The 16,622-nt window shown below is 69.4% G+C and carries 17 protein-coding genes; 8 read left to right on the forward strand and 9 right to left on the reverse strand.

Going from position 1 to position 16,622, the window contains the following annotated elements; genetic code table 11:
• Position 1 precedes the first annotated feature (1 nt).
• Entirely contained in the window at positions 2-1,393 is a 1,392-nt protein-coding gene (locus AC0VYM_RS14665; protein WP_475462836.1) for a homoserine dehydrogenase, read from the reverse strand.
• Between the two features lie 162 nt (positions 1,394-1,555).
• Between AC0VYM_RS14665 and AC0VYM_RS14670 the strand changes: the two genes are divergently transcribed.
• Positions 1,556-2,365 (forward strand): DeoR/GlpR family DNA-binding transcription regulator, encoded by an 810-nt coding sequence (locus AC0VYM_RS14670; protein WP_475462837.1) that lies wholly within the window; start codon positions 1,556-1,558, stop codon positions 2,363-2,365.
• A 208-nt stretch (positions 2,366-2,573) separates the two neighbouring features.
• Positions 2,574-2,840, forward strand: a complete 267-nt coding sequence (locus AC0VYM_RS14675) for a hypothetical protein (protein ID WP_475463044.1) — start codon at positions 2,574-2,576, stop codon at positions 2,838-2,840.
• On the opposite strand, the gene AC0VYM_RS14680 is transcribed toward AC0VYM_RS14675, so the two are convergent.
• Entirely contained in the window at positions 2,755-3,987 is a 1,233-nt protein-coding gene (locus tag AC0VYM_RS14680; RefSeq protein ID WP_475462838.1) for an MFS transporter, read from the reverse strand. The genes AC0VYM_RS14675 and AC0VYM_RS14680 overlap by 86 nt on opposite strands.
• A gap of 281 nt (positions 3,988-4,268) precedes the next feature.
• On the opposite strand from AC0VYM_RS14680, the gene AC0VYM_RS14685 reads away from it, so the two are divergent.
• From AC0VYM_RS14685 to AC0VYM_RS14700, 4 genes are read left to right on the forward strand one after another with little or no spacing between them, the layout of a single operon-like run.
• Positions 4,269-4,991, forward strand: a complete 723-nt coding sequence (locus AC0VYM_RS14685; RefSeq protein WP_475462839.1) for a class I SAM-dependent methyltransferase — start codon at positions 4,269-4,271, stop codon at positions 4,989-4,991.
• Positions 4,988-5,794, forward strand: coding sequence for a Rossmann-like domain-containing protein (locus AC0VYM_RS14690; protein ID WP_475462840.1), 807 nt, complete (start codon positions 4,988-4,990; stop codon positions 5,792-5,794). The genes AC0VYM_RS14685 and AC0VYM_RS14690 overlap by 4 nt, the downstream gene beginning before the upstream one ends.
• Positions 5,791-6,837: a GHMP family kinase ATP-binding protein gene (locus tag AC0VYM_RS14695; RefSeq protein ID WP_475462841.1), complete on the forward strand. Its 1,047-nt coding sequence runs from the start codon at positions 5,791-5,793 to the stop codon at positions 6,835-6,837. Before AC0VYM_RS14690 ends, AC0VYM_RS14695 begins: the two co-directional genes overlap by 4 nt.
• A complete protein-coding gene (locus AC0VYM_RS14700; RefSeq protein ID WP_475462842.1) occupies positions 6,795-7,814 on the forward strand; it encodes a pyridoxal-phosphate dependent enzyme in 1,020 nt (339 codons plus the stop codon). The genes AC0VYM_RS14695 and AC0VYM_RS14700 overlap by 43 nt, the downstream gene beginning before the upstream one ends.
• Positions 7,815-8,340: 526 nt before the next feature.
• On the opposite strand, the gene AC0VYM_RS14705 is transcribed toward AC0VYM_RS14700, so the two are convergent.
• Genes AC0VYM_RS14705 through AC0VYM_RS14715 form a run of 3 tightly spaced genes read right to left on the reverse strand, consistent with a single transcriptional unit; the run spans position 8,341 to position 9,977 of the window.
• Positions 8,341-9,201, reverse strand: a complete 861-nt coding sequence (locus AC0VYM_RS14705; RefSeq protein WP_475462843.1) for a methionyl-tRNA formyltransferase — start codon at positions 9,199-9,201, stop codon at positions 8,341-8,343.
• Positions 9,202-9,247: 46 nt separating this feature from the next.
• A complete protein-coding gene (locus tag AC0VYM_RS14710; RefSeq protein ID WP_475462844.1) occupies positions 9,248-9,775 on the reverse strand; it encodes a DUF6879 family protein in 528 nt (175 codons plus the stop codon).
• Complete coding sequence (locus AC0VYM_RS14715) at positions 9,762-9,977, reverse strand: hypothetical protein (RefSeq protein WP_475462845.1); 216 nt, start codon at positions 9,975-9,977, stop codon at positions 9,762-9,764. The genes AC0VYM_RS14710 and AC0VYM_RS14715 overlap by 14 nt, the downstream gene beginning before the upstream one ends.
• 322 nt (positions 9,978-10,299) lie before the next feature.
• Between AC0VYM_RS14715 and AC0VYM_RS14720 the strand changes: the two genes are divergently transcribed.
• Positions 10,300-12,684, forward strand: a complete 2,385-nt coding sequence (locus tag AC0VYM_RS14720) for an ATP-binding protein (RefSeq protein ID WP_475462846.1) — start codon at positions 10,300-10,302, stop codon at positions 12,682-12,684.
• 159 nt (positions 12,685-12,843) lie between these two features.
• On the opposite strand, the gene AC0VYM_RS14725 is transcribed toward AC0VYM_RS14720, so the two are convergent.
• From AC0VYM_RS14725 to AC0VYM_RS14740, 4 genes are all read right to left on the reverse strand, one after another.
• A complete protein-coding gene (locus tag AC0VYM_RS14725; RefSeq protein ID WP_475462847.1) occupies positions 12,844-14,163 on the reverse strand; it encodes a YjiH family protein in 1,320 nt (439 codons plus the stop codon).
• Positions 14,164-14,313: 150 nt separating this feature from the next.
• On the reverse strand, positions 14,314-14,775 hold the full coding sequence (locus AC0VYM_RS14730) for an NUDIX domain-containing protein (RefSeq protein WP_475462848.1): 462 nt from the start codon (positions 14,773-14,775) through the stop codon (positions 14,314-14,316).
• Positions 14,776-14,924: 149 nt separating this feature from the next.
• Entirely contained in the window at positions 14,925-15,179 is a 255-nt protein-coding gene (locus AC0VYM_RS14735; protein WP_475462849.1) for a DUF397 domain-containing protein, read from the reverse strand.
• The gene (locus tag AC0VYM_RS14740) at positions 15,176-16,030 is read right to left on the reverse strand and encodes a helix-turn-helix domain-containing protein (protein ID WP_017547134.1); all 855 of its coding nucleotides are present in this window, start codon (positions 16,028-16,030) and stop codon (positions 15,176-15,178) included. Before AC0VYM_RS14740 ends, AC0VYM_RS14735 begins: the two co-directional genes overlap by 4 nt.
• 201 nt (positions 16,031-16,231) lie before the next feature.
• Between AC0VYM_RS14740 and AC0VYM_RS14745 the strand changes: the two genes are divergently transcribed.
• Complete coding sequence (locus AC0VYM_RS14745) at positions 16,232-16,606, forward strand: hypothetical protein (RefSeq protein WP_475462850.1); 375 nt, start codon at positions 16,232-16,234, stop codon at positions 16,604-16,606.
• The last annotated feature ends 16 nt before the right edge of the window (positions 16,607-16,622 follow it).

Here is a 16,622-nt window from a genome sequence, read left to right on the forward strand (position 1 = left end):
GTCACTGCTCTCCGGTGTTCAGGGGCGAGCGTGTGCGCGCCTGGTTCCAGGTGTCGAGGAGCGTGTCCTCGGGGTCGGCCAGGTCGCCCAGGCGCAGCAGCTCACCGGCGGCCACGTCGCGGGCCAGGGTGGTGTGCGCCGCCAGGTAGAGGGGCGCGACGTCGCCGGGGGCGTCGGCGGAGTCCAGCAGGACGGGGTCCACGCCGGTCACGTCGTGGTGGTGCCCGCCCATGTCGAGCCGGGTTCCGGCGCGGAGCGCGGTGCGGGCCCGTCCGGCCAGGACCGCGTGCGGGGCCGGAGGGCGCGAACCGGCGGCCCGGTGGTGGTCCGCGGCGGCCAGCACGCTCAGCGGGGTCTCCACGCCCATGAGGTGGTAGGGCAGGTACAGGCAGGCGTAGCGTCCCGAACGCGAGACGACGTGGCCCTTCTGCGCCAGGAGTGACCAGGACACGTCGTCACCGGTGCGGACCACGGCGAAGACGCCGCCCGCGAAGGAGGCCTCCTCCGGCAGCCGCAGGACACTGAAGACGTCCACGACACCCGACCGGGTCAGGATGCCCCCGTCCTCCGCGAGTGCGTAGATGTCGGCCAGCTCGGCCGTGCGGGCGACGGGGTAGTGCAGGGCCTCCACGTCGGGCACCAGGCCGGTGAAGTTGGCGACCACGCCCATCTCGCAGTAGTCGGCGGCGGCCGAGCGCTTGATGTCGGAGACGGCCAGGGCCCGGGAGGCGAGGGTGGCGGGCACGTCCTCGCCCAGGGTGAGCAGGGAGGCCATCTCGGGAGCGTGGACCTCCTGGTCCAGCTGGCGTACACGGCCGGTGGCGGGGTCGAAGACGAGGTCGTACTCGCCGGACTTGCCGATGGCGACGACGTCGAGCCCGAGGAGCCGTGTGCGCTCGTACCACTCGATGAGGTTGGCGGGCTGGTCGCCGATGCCGGGCGTGTAGACCACGCCCCGCTCGGCGGCCAGTTCGGCCAGGGCGACGCCGGAGACGGAGTCGACCTCCTTGGAGACCATCACCACGTGGCGTCCGGTCCCGATGGCCAGCCGTGCGGCGTCGGTGCCCGCCGCCGGGCTGCCGGTGGCCTCGACGAGCACGTCGTAGTCGGCGTGTTCGAGCAGGGCGGCGTCGTCGATGACGGCGATCTCGTCACCGGACAGCGCGGCCAGGTCGCCGGGGGTGGAACACGCCCTCAACGCGGAGGCCGGGTACCCGAGTTCGACGCACAGGGCGACGGTCCCCTCGGTGTCCAGGTCGCACAGGACCGAGGGACGCAGCCGGTCCATGCGCGGCGTCTGGGCGAGCAGTGTGCGGGCGAAGCCGCCCCGTGCCCCGGTGATCGCGTAGCGCACGGTCGGCGGGGGCGGACCCGTGGTGCTGGTGGCTTGCATGGTTCTCCTTCTCTCACGTCACGGTGGACACGCTGTCCTCATCCGTAACGGCAACACGCCCTGTTTAACAGGAGAGGAACATGCGAGTCAACAATTATCACGCCTCGTATCATCTGGTAACACTCGCTACCATGGTCCTGTGAACGCACTCGAAGGAGGACGATGATCCCGGCGCAACGGCGCGAACTGCTCCTGAGAGAACTGCGCGGCACGGGTGTGCTGAGCGTGAAGGAGCTCTGCGACATCCTCGGTGTCTCGCACATGACGGTCCGCCGCGACATCATGAACCTGGAGGAGGAGGGGCGGGTCCGGTCGGTCCCCGGCGGCGTGGAGCTCGCCTCCCAGGTCCGCACCGAGCCCTCCTACCTGGACAAGTCCCGTGTGGACCTGGACGAGAAGCGCGCGATGGCCCAGGCCGCCGCCGCCCTGGTCGAGGACGGCCACACCGTCTACCTCGACGCCGGGACGACCCTGGGCCACCTGGTGCCGTCGCTGTGGGGCGTCACCGGCCTCACCGTCATCACGAACGACCTCACCACGGCGGCCTCCCTGTCCGACCACCCCGACCTGTCCCTGTACTTCGTCGGAGGGCAGATCGACCGTGAGAACCGTTCGGCGGTGGGCGACATGGCCGCCGCGACCGTCGCGGAGTTCAACATCGACGTGGCCTTCATGTCGACCAGTTCCTGGGACATCGGGCGCGGATCGACCACGCCCTCACGGTCCAAGGTCGCCGTCAAACGCGCCGCGATGGCGGCCGCGTCCTCGTCGGTTCTGGTCGCCGGGGCCGACAAGTACGGTGCGTTCGGCACCTTCAAGGTCGCCGCGCTGGAGAGCTTCTCCACGGTGATCACGGACGACCGTCTGGCCGAGTCGTCCGCGCGCGCGATACAGGAGGTCGGGGTCAGCCTGGAGATCGTGATCCCTCAGAGCGTCCCCGACGAGATGGCGCGGCTCGACCCCACCGTCTGACCCCCGCCGTGGCCGGGGGAACACCCCCGGCCACGGCGACAACGGCCCGCCGCCCGCCCCGGCCACGGCGAGGACGGCCACCGCGCCTCCCGGCCCCCGGTCCGCGCGGGTGACCGGACGGGCCCGCACGGGGGCCGGGACGGCCCTTCTGGACGGCCCGGTCACGGAACGGCGGTCCGCCAAGCCCCCGGTGCCCGGAACCGCGCGAGTGACCGCCGACGAGAAGCGCGCCATGGCCCAGGCCGCCGCCGCCCTGGTCGAGGACGGCCACACCGTCTGCCTTGACGCCGGGACGACTCTGGGCCACCTGGTGCCGTCGCTGACGGAGCGCCGACCCGCCGAGGCGGTCGTGAGGTGCCCCGGGCCCCGCCCCGTCTCGGGTCTCGCGGTCAGGGGCGGGGGGTGCGGAAGTCGCGGGAGCCGGGGGCCAGGGCGGCCAGGGCCGGGGCCAGGACGCACAGGACCGCGCAGGTGAGCAGGACGTTCTGCGCCCCGAAGGCCTGGGCGGCGGGGGCGATCAGCGCCAGACCCACCGGGGCGAACCCGTAGGCGAACAGGAAGTCCAGCGACGACACCCTCGCCAGCTTGTCCGGGGCGACCTCGCGCTGGGCGGCCGTGAACCACGGGACGTTGAACAGCTCCACACCCAGGCCCACCACGGCGTAGGCGGCGAACACCCACAGCCCGCCGACGGGGAACACCAGGCTCAGCGGGGCGAGGGCGTACAGGCCCAGCCCGAACAGGGCCCACCAGCCCTGGGCGCGCGGCTTCCAGCGGGCCACCAGCACCGCCCCGACCAGGGCCCCGGCGGTGTACGCGGTCAGCGCGCCGGCCAGCACGGCCTCGGTCCCGTAGTGGTCGCGGCTGGCCAGGGGGAGCAGGACGTTGGTCGCGGAGTAGCCCAGGGCGATGACCACGGTCAGGGCGCCCAGACCCGCGAGGAACCAGGTGTGGCGGCGCGCCTCGGTGAGCCCCTCGGTGAACTCCACGTGGAAGGGCGCCCGGGCGGGGCGCTCGGCGGGGGCGGCGTCGCCGCCACGGGGCAGCAGGGCCGCCACCAGCCAGAGGGCCGCCGTGACCAGCAGGAGCACCTGGGGTCCGGTCACGGTGGCCAGCAGGGCGGTCAGCCCGGGGGCCAGGAACGTCACCCCGCGCACCGAGAAGGTCAGGGCCGCGTTGGCCTGCTGGCGGTCCTCGGTGGGCACCACCTCGGCGGTGAGCGCCTGGAAGGCGGGGCGGCAGGCCCCCTGGCCGACCCCCACGACGGCGGCGGCCGCGGTCATGAGCGCGATCGAACCGCCCAGCCCCGCCGCGAGGACGGGGCTGGCGGCGGCCGCCGCCAGCCCGGACCACAGGACCACCGCCCGACGCGAGTGGCGGTCGGCGAACAGGCCGCCCAGGGGGACCGCGACCAGGAACCCGGCGGTGCGGGCGGCCAGGACCAGTCCGAGCCCCACCGCGCTCAGCGTTCCGTGTAGGACCGCGAGACCCAGGATGAACGGCATGGCCCAGGTGGCCAGGCCGGACGCGGTGGTCGCGCACCACAGGCGGACGAAGGTCGGCCGGAGCAGCGGTGCGCCACGGTGCTCCTGGGGGCGGGTCGTGTTCGGCGTCGTGGACACGAGGAGTACTCATCTCGGTTCGGGGTGTGTAGGGTCTCACTCTATTGAAAACGATTATCAGTTGCGCCGCCCTTCGCGAAACTGGGTTCCAGGGTTGGGGGTGGTTGGCCTGCGGCGGGGCGGATGTCCGCTTCTGCGGGGGTTGGCGCTCGCGCCGAGGGGGCAGCGACTCCGTGGAGTGAAGAGCTTCTCGTGACAACGATAATCGTTTTCGCTATGGTCGTCGGAACCGGCGCCCCCAGGGCGTACCGACCGCCGCACCCTGCCCCGAAAGGCCACGCGTGGACCCCTCACGGATCGCCCAGCTGCCCCCGCCCCTGCCGGCCGAACGGATCATCGGCCTCAACCAGCCCAAGGTCGACCTGCACACCCTGCGCTCCTACGCCTGGAACGGGTGGGAGTTCGACGTCCCGCCCGAGGTGTTCCTCCCCGGCGCGACCAGCCGCATGATCCACCAGCGCGTCCTCGACGACGACATCGACGTGCGGGGACGCGTCTACGCCGCCATGGGCGTCGGGCTCGGGGTCGAGGCGGCCGTGGCCGGACTGCGCGGCGCCGCCCGGATCATCGCGGCCGACGTCCACCCCGCCAGCGTGGCGGCCACCGAGCACAACTACCGGCGCGTCGTCGGCGCGGGGGAGGGGACCGAGCTCGTCCCGTTGGTCTCCGACCTGTTCACCGGATTCCCACCCGAACCGCGCCTCGACGTCGTCACCTTCAACCCTCCGGCGGTCAGCCAGCCCGTCAGCGACGACCCCGACATCGTCCGCAACGTCTGCGCGGGCCGACCCGTCACCGACGCCTTCTTCACCCAGCTCGCCGAACGCGACCTCCTGGCCCCCGGCGGTCAGGTCTACTTCGTCGCCTCCAACACCGCCGACCTGCGGGGGATCATCGGCCACGCCGTCGACCAGGGGTTCACCGCGCACGTCCACCACCTGCACGACTGGAACGACGGGGTCCTGACCTACCTGTTCCGCCTCACCCGGGAGAGCGTCAAGTGAGCCACCCCCAGCCCCTCGACCTCGCGACCCTCCACCAGTCGGTGCTCGACACCCCCGACCTCCCCGTCGCCACCAGCGTGTTCTGGGTGCACCACGGCACCCGCCTGGCCGGGGGCGACGTCACCTACCTCAACCAGTACGTCCTGGTCCGGATCGGCCGGGCCTTCGGCGCCTGCTCCTTCGAGCCGGGCCAGCTGGACCCCGACGTGTGCGCGGACCTGTCCGGTAGACCCCTGGCCGACCTCCTGAGAGGCCCGGCCCCGGTACGGCTCGCCGCGTTGGACGCCTACCTGGGCCAGGCCCACCCCCACTCCGAGGACCCCCGCGCCGAACGCGTCACCCTCCCGTACGGCACCCCCGAGGAGCGCGCCGTCGCCCGCGACCGCGCCATCGCCGGGCTCCTCCCCGACCCCGACGGGCGGCGGATCGCCCTGATCGGCGTGGTCAACCCCCTCGTGGCCGCGATCCGGGAGCGGGGCGGCCGGTGCCTGCCCTGCGACCTCAACCTCCGCCGCACCCAGTGGGGCGACGAGGTCAGCCCGGATATGGAGGAGGTCCTGGCCGAGGCCGACGCGGTCGTGGCCACCGGCATGACCCTGGGCAACGGCAGCTTCGACCGCATCCTGGAGCGCTGCCGCGAACGGGACCTGCCGCTGGTCCTCTACGCCCAGAGCGGCAGCGCGGTCGCCCGGGCCTTCCTCGGCGCCGGCGTCACCGCGGTCTCCGCCGAACCCTTCCCGTTCTCGCAGTTCAGCGCCGAACCCACCCACCTCTACCGCTACCGAGAAGGAACCCGAGAGTGACCGTAGGAACTGGACAGGCGACCTGCCACCACGGCGAGATCCTCCAGGGCGTGTTCCTGGACGAGCGGGGACGCCCCACCCGTGGTCTGGTCACCCTGCCGATGGCCGAACCCCGCACCCGCGCGCTGTTCACCCCGTTCTCCGCGAAGGTGCCCCGCCACGTCGTCGTCGACCCTCCCGACCGGGCGAAGGCGGCCCGCGCCGCCGAACTCGCCGTGGAGGAGTGCGCGCGCGTGGCCGGGGTACCGCCGGTGGGCGGCTACCTCAGCGTCCGGGGCGGGGCCTGGCCCGGCCTCGGCATGGGGTCGTCCACCAGCGACGTGACGGCGGCGGTGCGCGCGGTCGCGGCGGGGCTCGGTGTGGAGCTGTCCCCGGAGTCCGTGGCCCGCGTCGCGGTCGCGGCGGAGGGCGCCAGCGACCCGGTGATGTTCGGTGACCGCCCCCTGCTGTTCGCCCAGCGTGAGGGGCGCGTCCTGGAGGAGCTGGGCCCCGCGCTACCGGAGATGGCGGTCGTGGGCTGTCTGACCGGAAGTGGCCAACCCGTCGACACCCTCTCCCTGAGGGGGAACGCACGACGGGGGGACATCGCCGTCTACGAGAGGTTGCGTGCCGCGCTGCGTACCGCGATCACCGAGGAGGACGTGGCCGGGGTCGGGCACGTCAGCACCGAGAGCGCCATCCTCAACCAGCGTGTGCTGCCCAAGGAGGAGCTGGGCACGCTGCGGGAGGTCGCCCGCGAGTGCGGTGCGGTGGGCATCCAGGTGGCGCACAGCGGCAACGTGGCCGGTGTGCTCTTCGACGCGGCCGTCCCCGGCCTCGCGGAACGCCTTGAGGCCGCCAACGACCGCCTCGACGCGGCGGGGCTCACCCCCCACCGCGTGTTCTCCACGTCCACGCGGTCCGGCACCCCGCCGGCCCCCTCCGCGCGGCCCGTCCTCACCGGGGTCGCCTCGACCCCTCCCACTCCGGCCCCTCCACCCTCGACCACCGCGGAGCCCCCTTGGACGAGCACGTTTCCGAAGCCATCGCCAGACCCGACCTGATCGACCTCGGCGGGGGCCTGCTGTGCCTGCGCTTCGAGTCGATGAAGGTGGCCTCCGCACTCGCGGCCGTACGCCACCTGCTCGACACCGGGGTGGTCCGCCCCGGTGACACCCTGATGGACAGCTCCAGCGGCATCTACGCCTACGGGCTGGCCCTGGCCGCCCACCGGTTCGGCCTGCGCTGCCACATCATCGGTTCCACCACCATCGACGAACCCCTCCGCATCCAGCTGGCGGTCCTGGGCGCCACCCTGGAGCAGATGCCGCCCTCGGACGACCTCCGACTGGACCAGGACCGCCGGGTGCGGCGGGTCGGCCAGGTGCTCCGCGAGCACCCGGACTACCACTGGATGCGGCAGTACCACGACGTCGTCCACGGTCTCGGCTACCGGGCGGTGGCCGACCAGATCCGCAAGGAGACCGGTGACGGCCCGCTCACCCTGGTGGGCGGGGTCGGCTCGGGAGCCTCCACCGGGGCGCTCGCCCGCTACCTGCGGGAGAGCGCCCCGGACACCCCGCTCGTGGGGGTCCAGCCGTTCGGCAGCGTCACCTTCGGCAGCGACCACGTCACCGACCCGCAGATCATCATCGCGGGGATCGGGAGCTCCATCCCCTTCGGCAACGTCGACCACACCCTGTACGACACGGTGCACTGGACCGGTTTCGACGCGGCCCTGGCCGGGAGCACGGACCTGCTCCGCCGCCACGCGGTCTTCGCGGGGCTCTCCACGGGCGCCGCCTACCTGGTGGCGCGCTGGGAGGCGGCGGCCGCCCCGGACCGGCGGGTGGTGTTCGTGGCCCCCGACACCGGACACCGGTACGTGGACACGGTCTTCGCGCGGCACGAGGAGGCCGCCGACGTCACCGACCTCGCTCCCCGGGAGGTCGGCGACCTCAAGGAGCTGTCGCCGCCCTGGTGCCGGATGGCCTGGGGACGCCAGCCCGCCCCGGATCAGGCCGTCCACCGGGACGACTGAACGGGACCAGGGAAGGCGCGGGCTCGAGCTTGCGGAGAATGACTGGTCGGAGGAGCCCGCTACGTTGGCGACCTCCCGGGGCGGATCGTGACGGTGAGTCCGGAGACGGTGGACGACACCGTGGAAGGCCTGCCCGGACAAAGGTTCTCAAGGACCAGCCCTTCCAGGACGTGCCTGCGGTGGGGGAAGCCCCCACCGCAGGCAGAGCCCGGGCAGTCACTGGAGGGCGGTTCGGAGGAACCGGCTCACTCGGACGCGGGAAAGGCGAGCGCCTGCCTTCGGAGGCGCCGGGGGGGTGCGGACGGCGACACCACAGGGGAGGTTCGGGACACTGCTTTCCGGTGCTCCTCCTGGGGCGCGACCCCCGCTGACTTGCAGTTGGCTCCCGCCATCCGTTGCTGAACGTGCTGCCGCGCACCGGCCCCCGGGTACGTGCGAGGTGCGGTGCCTCCAGCGCTTCCTACCGGGGGAGGCCTCCGCGATCCCCGAACCCAACCTCGTCCCGATCATCCACGGGTCCGTCGCGTCACGGAACGGGCGGGGCCTCGTGGGACTCGGTGATCCAGAGCGGTTCGCCGTCTCCGCACACGACCCGCGTCCCCTCGGCGGGCTCCATACTGGTGCGCTTCACCACGAGCCGAGCACCGGCGACCTCGGCTACCGGGTGCTCGCGCGAGCGCATGAAGCGGTGGGTTCTGACCTGGTCGTGAATCGTGCGGGCGTCGCCGGACCAGCGGATGCGGGCGAAATCCTCCTCCATGAACCCCGCGTAGGAGGCCAGGGAGTGCTCTTGTGGATCACCGGGGTCCCCGGACACGACGCGGGCCAGAGCCGTGCGAAGCAGCGCGTAGGTCACCGGCATGGCGTCCGCGCAGTAGTTCGTCCAGGTGATGTCGTCGGCCAAGGGCACGCCGTCCTTTTGGGCGAGGACGTTGCCCGTGTCGAACTCCTCGTCCATCCGGTGCACGGTGACACCCCCGGTGCGATCGCCGTTGCGAATGGCCCAGAGCAGCGGCGCCGGACCTCGGTACTTCGGCAGCATCGACACGTGGACGTTGATCACGCCGTGTCGGGGGATATCCAGCACGGAACGGGGAAGTTTCCACGCGAAACCGAAGACGATCACCAGGTCGGGACGGTAGCTTTCCAGCGCCCGAGTCAGGCCCTCGACACTGCCTGGGAGAAGCAGGTCCATTCCCCGTGGAAGGGCGCCGAGGATCGCCGTGGTCGTTTCTCCGGCGTCGTCGAGGTTGGGGCCGCCGGAGCGCAGAGAACGTCCGTAGAAGTAGGCGACCGAAAGGTGGCCTGAGTCCGCGCAGGCAGCGTGAATGGTCCGGAACTCGTCGGCTCCGGACGAGATCACGCAAATGCGGAGAGAGGTCGACATCTCCCTGTTTCTTCTTGAATGGCGACTCTGGTCATCTGATGTGCGGTCACTTCAGGATGAACTCAGCGTGTGGGACAGCGCAATTCCAGGCTGAATCGAACGCCTGAGCGCACAGCTTCACCACGTCCTGGTCGGTGCTGACCTCGTTGCCCACCCATCCACCGTCCCCGGTGAAATGGTTGAACAGAACCTTTGTTCCGTCGAAGATCCAGCAGTCGTTTCCGGGTAGCGCCAATCCGGAGGCGCGCGTGCGCGGCAGCCAGCGAATATCCTCTCCGGCTCCGAGGTTCTGGGGTGTGCCCTCGTGCTCGAAACGGATGTACTCGCTCACCGGTTCGGAGACGACGCGCACTCGACGCAGGCGCACGTTCCGCGCGGCGGTGGCCCGCATCAGGTCGAGCCAGCCGGCTTTGCTCCGCGCGTCCTGTTCCGGACCCCAGTCGCCGGCCCGCCACCTCTCGACGTCGGCCTGCTCCTCCGCCACCGCGTAGTGGTCGCGCATCTCCAGGTGGTAGGCGGATTCCCGGCACTCATCGAAGATCCGTGCCCAACCCGCAGCGTCAAGAGACTCCACTCGTACCGTCCTTCGGCAGGTGGTCGAACAGGCTGGCCGGGACCCGGACAACAGTTTCGCCGCTGGGGATCTTCATCTGATCCACATCGTTCGGATCACTGATGACGTATCCCTGAACGATGAAATCGCCGCTCTCCTCGTCCCGGTACAACCGGGGTGAACCGCCCTGCCCGGTCGTGCCACCGACGAACTCGATTCTCATGAGGCCTCGCATATCTCAACGTCATGAACCTGGGGGAATGCTCGATCAGTCGCAAGGATAATAGCATCCGCAGTGGGTCCTAAGGAGAAGTTTCGTAGCGCTCGTTCCTGATGGGCATAATGGGGCGTATGGTGATTGTATCTGAAGAATTGGAAAATTCGGCTTGCGGGTTTCGGCCTGGGGGGTCAGGGTAGGTCTGCCAGGCGGTTCAGGCGGAGGCGAAACAGGAGCGGATGTGACTCAAGGGCAGAGCCACCACGACCATGATCCGGTGCCTGATCCGAAAGTCCGTAACGCGCTTTTCAAATCGACCGGTAGCGGTGTGGTTCAAGCGCGTGACATCGGCGGCGGCGTGCACTTCCACACCTCGGCACCGGCCTCCGCGCTTCGTCCGGCCCAACTCCCCGGTGAGCTGCGCGGATTCGTCAACCGAACCGATGAGGTACGGCGTCTGGATTCCCTGTTGGGGGACGCCTCCACCGCGGCCCCGGGGCGTGGAGCTCTGCGGATCGCTCTCGTCGTGGGTACGCCGGGAGCGGGTAAGTCATCTCTCGCCGTTCACTGGGCGCATCGGATCAGGGACCACTTTCCCGACGGTCAGTTATACGTCAACCTGCACGGATACGATCCGGGACCACGAGTCGCGACCTCGGACGTACTCGGCCGCTTCCTGCGGGCCCTGGACGTGCCGCTGGATCGCATCCCCGTAGGAGAGGAACCGCGCGCCGAACTGTTCCGCTCCGTTACGGCGGACCGGCACGTGCTCATCGTCCTGGACAACGCCGCGGGAGTCGAGGACGTCAGACCGCTCCTCCCCGGATCCGCGAACTGCCTGGTCGCGATCACGAGCCGTACGCGCATGTCTGGTTTGGTCATACGAGAAGGGGCGCACCGCGTGAGTGTGGAGACGTTGTCACCAGCAGAGTCGGTGCGGTTACTGCGCACCGTCATCGCCGGACACCGCAACGACGAAGACGAATCCGACCTCGTCGAACTCGCCCAGCTGTGTGCCGGACTGCCACTGGCCCTGAGAATCGTGGCCGAGCGGGCCGCCGCACGACCGTACATGCCACTGCGCGACCTGATCACCGAGCTGCGCGACGAGTCCGGGCTCTGGGACGCGCTGTCGGTGCCCGGAGAGGGTGAGGCCGATGAGGCGGACGCGGTGCGCACGGTCTTCGCCTGGTCCTACCGCGCACTCTCGCCACCTGTTGCCCGCATGTTCCATCTGCTGGGATTGCATCCGGGCCCCGAGTTCTCCGTCGAGGCCGCCGCGGCCCTGACAGCCACCACTCCGGTACGCGCGCGAAGGTACCTCGACGTCCTGACCGGGGCGCACCTGTTGGAGGAGTGCGGTCACGACCGCTACCAGTTCCACGACCTGCTGCGTGCCTACGCCGCTGACCAGGCCAGGAACGGGGAACCGGAGGACGCCCGAAAGGAAGCGCTGCGGCGCGTCCTGGGTTGGTACCTGCACTCGGCCGCCGCGGCCGCCCGCACCGGATCAGCCGCCTACAGCATGGCCCTGGACCTCGAACCCCTGGCTTCCGGACCCCGGGACGAGCTGGTGGAGGCGGTGGAGGCGGTGGAGTTCCACGAGGCCAAGGCGGCGATCGCCTGGTACGAAGCCGAACGCGACAACCTCATCAGCTCCGTACGTGTCGCCGACAGTCACGGCATGCACAGGATCGCCTGGCAGATCCCCGCGACCGTGACCATGCTCATCGCCGACCGGGAACCGGCGGACACGTGGCTGCCCGCCCAACGGCAGGCCCTGTCCTCCGCACGCTCGGCGGGTGATCGGTATGGCGAGGCGATCACCCTCGACAACCTGGGGATCGCCTTCCGGCACCTGTATCGCCTGGATGAGGCCGTCGAGTGCTTCTCCGCCGCGTTGGTGGCCTTCCGAGAACTGGGTGACGCCTTCGGCCAGGCCAGGGCGGCCAACGGGCTGGGTGTGGTGCATCTGTTCGCGCACCGCTTCGAAGAAGCCGAATCCTGCTTCGAGCAGGCGCTGGAACAGGCGGTCCAACTCGACGATCCGGTGTACGTGGGGGCCTTCACCCGTAACCTCGGCTGGGTGCTCCTCGAACACGGGGCTCCTGAAGGACTCAGCCGGGCCGAGGAGCTACTGAACCGCGCTGCCACCGTTCTGGCCGAAGCGAACGAACCCCTGGAACAGGCCGAGGCACTGACCCTTCTGGCGGCGGTCCATCGACAGGCGGGGCGCCACGCCTCGGCTCAGGAGACGGTGGAGCGGGCGTTGGCCATCGCGGGGACGGCGGACGGGAAACTCTTCGAAGGACTCGCTCTCCTGGAACTGGGGCGGATTCTTCTGGCACGTGGGCAGGGAACCGAAGCGCTCGGTCACCTTCAGCAGGCCGCCGTTCTGTTCCCACGGGCGGGCCGCCCGGATCTTCAGGCCGCCGCCTGGGGCGCTACCGGCGAGGCCTACCTGTCGCTCGGCCGTGCGGAGGACGCCGAGACGTTCCACCGTCAGGCGATCGCGGTCTTTCACGGTAGGGGAGATCAGTGGTCCCAGGCCCTCTCCCTGGCCCACCTCGCGACAGCGCTCACGAGGCAGGGGAACTTCGACGAGGCGGGGGAACGCCGCGGTGAGGCCTTGGGGTTGCTCCAGTCGTTCCCCGGGCCAGCGGCGGGGGCGCGACGGTCCGAAATCCAGGCGCAGGCCGAAGCCCCTCGCTGACCTTCGTCCTAGGTCCTCAGGGCAGACAGCCTCGGTCGCGGACGGGGAGGGGTGCCCCAACCGCGATGGGCACGGGATCATCACAGGTGGTGCCGAAACCGAGCGAAATCCACCAGAAGACCCGGTGCCCTCGCGGTCAGGGAACCCGCTTTCCTGCGGTCAGAGACCGACCAGTAGGTAGGCCAGCGGGCCCGCGATGAGGACGCTGAGGACCACCCGCTGGAACCAGATCACCACGAGCTGCCCCACCGTCAACGGGATGCGCGTGGCCAGGACACAGGGGACGAGCGCGGAGAAGAAGATGATCGACGACACCGACACGACCCCCACCACCAGCCGCAGCACGAGGTCCTCGGAACCGGCGGCCACGGTCGCGGGCAGGAACACCTCCGCGATCCCCACCGAGAGCGCCTTGGCGGCCAGCATCGGGTCGGAGAGCCCCACCACCCAGGTGAAGGGGACGAACACGTAGGCCAGCAGGTCGAAGACCGGGGTGGAGTGCGCCACGACCAGGCCGATGGTGCCCACGGACATGATCGACGGGAGGATGGACATGCTCATCCGGACCCCGTCGACGAAGTTCACCCACATGTTGCGCGGCAGGGAGGGCGCCGCGATCAGGGCCTTCCTCGCCTCCCGCCAGGCGTGGCCGACGCGGTTCCCGGTGACCTCCTCCTCGGGCTGCGGTGTCGCCCCAGGGAAGGGGGCGTCCGGGATACGGCTCAGTGGTGGGACGCGCACGAGGATCGCGGTGACCGCGTAGGTGACGAAGAACGTCAGGAAGAAGTAGGTCAGCCAGATACCCATCAGGTCGAGGGTGTTGGCGATGACCACCATGAACGTGACCGAGACCGTGGAGAACCCGACCGCGATGATCGCCGCCTCACGGCCCGTGTACCGCCCGGACTGGTAGACGCGGTCGGTGATGAGCAGGCCCAGCGAGTAGCTGCCCACGAAGGAGGCGGCGGCGTCCACGGCCGAGCGCCCGGGGACGCGCCACACGGGCCGCATCACGCGTTGCAGCAGGACGCCGACGAACTCCATGAGCCCGTATCCGACCAGCATGGCCAGGAAGACCGCGCCGACCGGGACCAGGAGTCCGACGTTGATGGCGACGGCGTTGAACAGGAAGGGGGCGAGGTCGTCGCCCATGAACCACGCGGGGCCGATGTCCAGGACGACCATGGAGGCCACGGCCAGGCCCACGATGTTCAGGAGGGCGAACACCAGCTTCACCCTGCTGTGCCGCCACGCTCCGGTGACGAACGGGACCACGGTTCCGGCCGCGATGACCAACCAAATCACGTAGGGAAGGGCGGGCCCGAGTCCGGCTTGGAGGAGGGTGACCAGATGGTCGAGGGGGATGGCGTTCCGGTCCCCGAAGGTCACGGGAACGAAGAACATGAAGATGCCGATACCGCTGTAGACGACCAGGCGCCACGTCCCGGCCGCCTTCGAAGCGGTCGCGTTGTCGCTCACGGGGGGCTCCTCCTGCCTCTGAAATGGGAGTATTCCCGGAATCGAAGCAGAAAGTGACGCGGGACACCCGGGCCTGAGAGGAGAAAGCGTCCGAGATCTCGGACATCCGGTTTCGTCCGGGGGTCCGAGCGTTTCCCCCGGGTGTCCGGCTCAGCCCTCCTCCTCCACCAGAGCGAGGAGGACGTGGATGTTCGCCCGCAGGAACGCGGAGAGCTGGGGCGGCAGGAGGCGGATGCCCGAGAGGGCCTCCCGTGAGGCGGGGAGACGGGCCACCTCGTAGGTGCCGCGCCCGGGTTCGGTGAACTCGGCTCCGGTGCGGTCGGCGAGGTCCATGGAGGTCAACCGCGCGACGAAGACGTGCTGGACACCCGTGCCTCCGGGGAGGTCGTCGGTGATGACGAGGACCTGGCGGACCCGGTCGATCCGGCCTCCGAGTTCCTCCAGGACCTCACGGCGCAGGGTCGCTTCGACGCTGATGTCGTCCGCTTCACGACCGCCTCCGACGGAAACCCAATAGGGCTCCCGGCCGGGTCTGGTGCGCTTGATGAGCACGAGGCGCCGCTCGCTGTCGAAGAGGAGGGCGCGAGCGCTCTGCTTGACGATGCCGGTCATGTGTCCCCGCTTCGGTTCGTCCCAGGACGAGGAGAGCTTCGGCTCGCTCCGATCCCGGGTGGCCCGTCCCGTCGCGCCCGTCACTCTCCGGGCCTGATCGAGTGGGTCGCCCGGGGGAAGGCTCGGGCTCTGACGGAGGGGGGCGGGACTCAGAAGGAGGAAACGCGCAGCAGCGCGGACCATTCCGAGGAGGGGAAGGAGAGGTAGCCCAGTTCGCGCTGGGTGGAGTCGCGCACCGCGAAGCGTTGGGGTTCGTCCAGGAAGGGACCCGCTTCGACGCAGCTGCGGTCTCCGTTGGGGCTGTGGCTGCTGATGTGCCAGCCCACCTCGACGCACTGCCCACCAGTGTCAGAGCTGTAGCTGCTTGTGCGCCAACCAACAACGGCCGACGTGTCCCGATTCATCGCAACTCCCGTTCCAGCATGTGTAGGAAGTCCATTGATGCTTCCGCGTCAAGACTCCCCTGGTGCAGGCGATCGTATCGGTCAACCAGTTCCTCAGCGCCTTCTGATTCAGCGAAGAGAACACCGGCAGGGGTCTCGATGTGAGCAACCGTGGGAAATGGTTCAGCCATACGAATGACCCTGAAGGACCCCGCACCACCACAGTGCGCTCCAGCAGCGAAAGGCAGGACTCTGATGTCGATGTTGTCCCGCTGGGCTTGGTTGGCGAGGTGGGCCACCTGGCTCACCATGGCCTGGGGTCCACCGACTGGACGTCTCAACACGGCCTCGTCAATGACAACGGAAATCGTCAGGCTCTCACGATCGAGCACTTGCTGACGCTGAATTCGGAGATCCACCCAGCGCTTCACCTGCTGCTTCGCAGCCTTGGGATCATCCGCCTTGATCAACGCTTCCGCATAGCCAGATGTCTGAAGTAGCCCAGGCACCGCGGCGACGCCGAACAATTGCATGTGTTCGGCACGCTCCTCAAGCCAGAGGAGGTCGACGAACCAGCCGCCGCCGATATCCTTGGCATGCTTCTCCCACCAGCCTGTCTTGGAGACCTCACCCACCATGTGGAGGGTGGCCTGGCGCTGGGATTCCTCATCCACTCCAAACAGGTCCATGAGCGCGACCACATCGTCCTTGCGCGGTGGATGTATGCCTGCCTCGAACCTGCTCAGCGACGATTGATCGCGTCCCAGGTACTCGGCGACCTCCTGCATGGTCATGCCGTTGCGCTGACGCAGCTCCTTGAAGGTCTTACCGATCCATTGGGCTCGGAGGGTGACCTGTCTCTTCGCTGCCACGGGTTCCTCGCAAAAGTTCGCGCATATATGCCTCAACTTCTTGCGTAGCTTACGTGAGCCGTGTCACTGTTGACAACATGTCCAGGGTAGATCGCAGAGAGCTACCGACTGGGCCGTTCAAAAAGACAGCCGCCCGGGGTGGGGTACTGAGATTGCAGCCTCGCCATCCCACCTCGGGCGGCCTTCGAGGAGGGAACGCCGATGAACGACGTCCACATCCCCACCCCCATTGTTGCCCAGGAGTGGGACAAGATCGACACCTCCGTCGACAACGAGGAGCCCCAGCTTCTGTCCTCGGAGCAGTACGCCCGCTACTGCGCCACCATCCGGGACCTGCTGCGTGCCGCTGGCCTGCCGGTTCAGGACTTCGACCGGGAGACGCCGGAGTTCCTGGTGATCGACGACGAGGAACTGGGAATGCAGGTCCGCTTGAGCCCCGATCGTCTGGCGAACGTCGAGATCACCCTCAGCGAGGACATGGCGGAGGCGTTCAACACCGTGCGGTTCGCCAGCCACCTCATCCGCCTTTTCGAGCTGGGTCGGAGGTTCCGCGACGAGAGCACCGCAAGCCTCTGACCTCGGAGCGCCGCGT

Source organism: Nocardiopsis sp. iso_237 (assembly GCF_056173345.1).

What these genes read in the sequence shown, in the direction of transcription:
- AC0VYM_RS14665 (WP_475462836.1), bottom strand. Translation starts at nt 1,393, where the DNA reads ATGCAAGCCACCAGCACCACGGGTCCGCCCCCGCCGACCGTGCGCTAC.
- AC0VYM_RS14670 (WP_475462837.1), top strand. Translation starts at nt 1,556, where the DNA reads ATGATCCCGGCGCAACGGCGCGAACTGCTCCTGAGAGAACTGCGCGGC.
- AC0VYM_RS14705 (WP_475462843.1), bottom strand. Translation starts at nt 9,201, where the DNA reads ATGTCGACCTCTCTCCGCATTTGCGTGATCTCGTCCGGAGCCGACGAG.
- AC0VYM_RS14715 (WP_475462845.1), bottom strand. Translation starts at nt 9,977, where the DNA reads ATGAGAATCGAGTTCGTCGGTGGCACGACCGGGCAGGGCGGTTCACCC.
- AC0VYM_RS14730 (WP_475462848.1), bottom strand. Translation starts at nt 14,775, where the DNA reads ATGACCGGCATCGTCAAGCAGAGCGCTCGCGCCCTCCTCTTCGACAGC.
- AC0VYM_RS14735 (WP_475462849.1), bottom strand. Translation starts at nt 15,179, where the DNA reads ATGAATCGGGACACGTCGGCCGTTGTTGGTTGGCGCACAAGCAGCTAC.
- AC0VYM_RS14745 (WP_475462850.1), top strand. Translation starts at nt 16,232, where the DNA reads ATGAACGACGTCCACATCCCCACCCCCATTGTTGCCCAGGAGTGGGAC.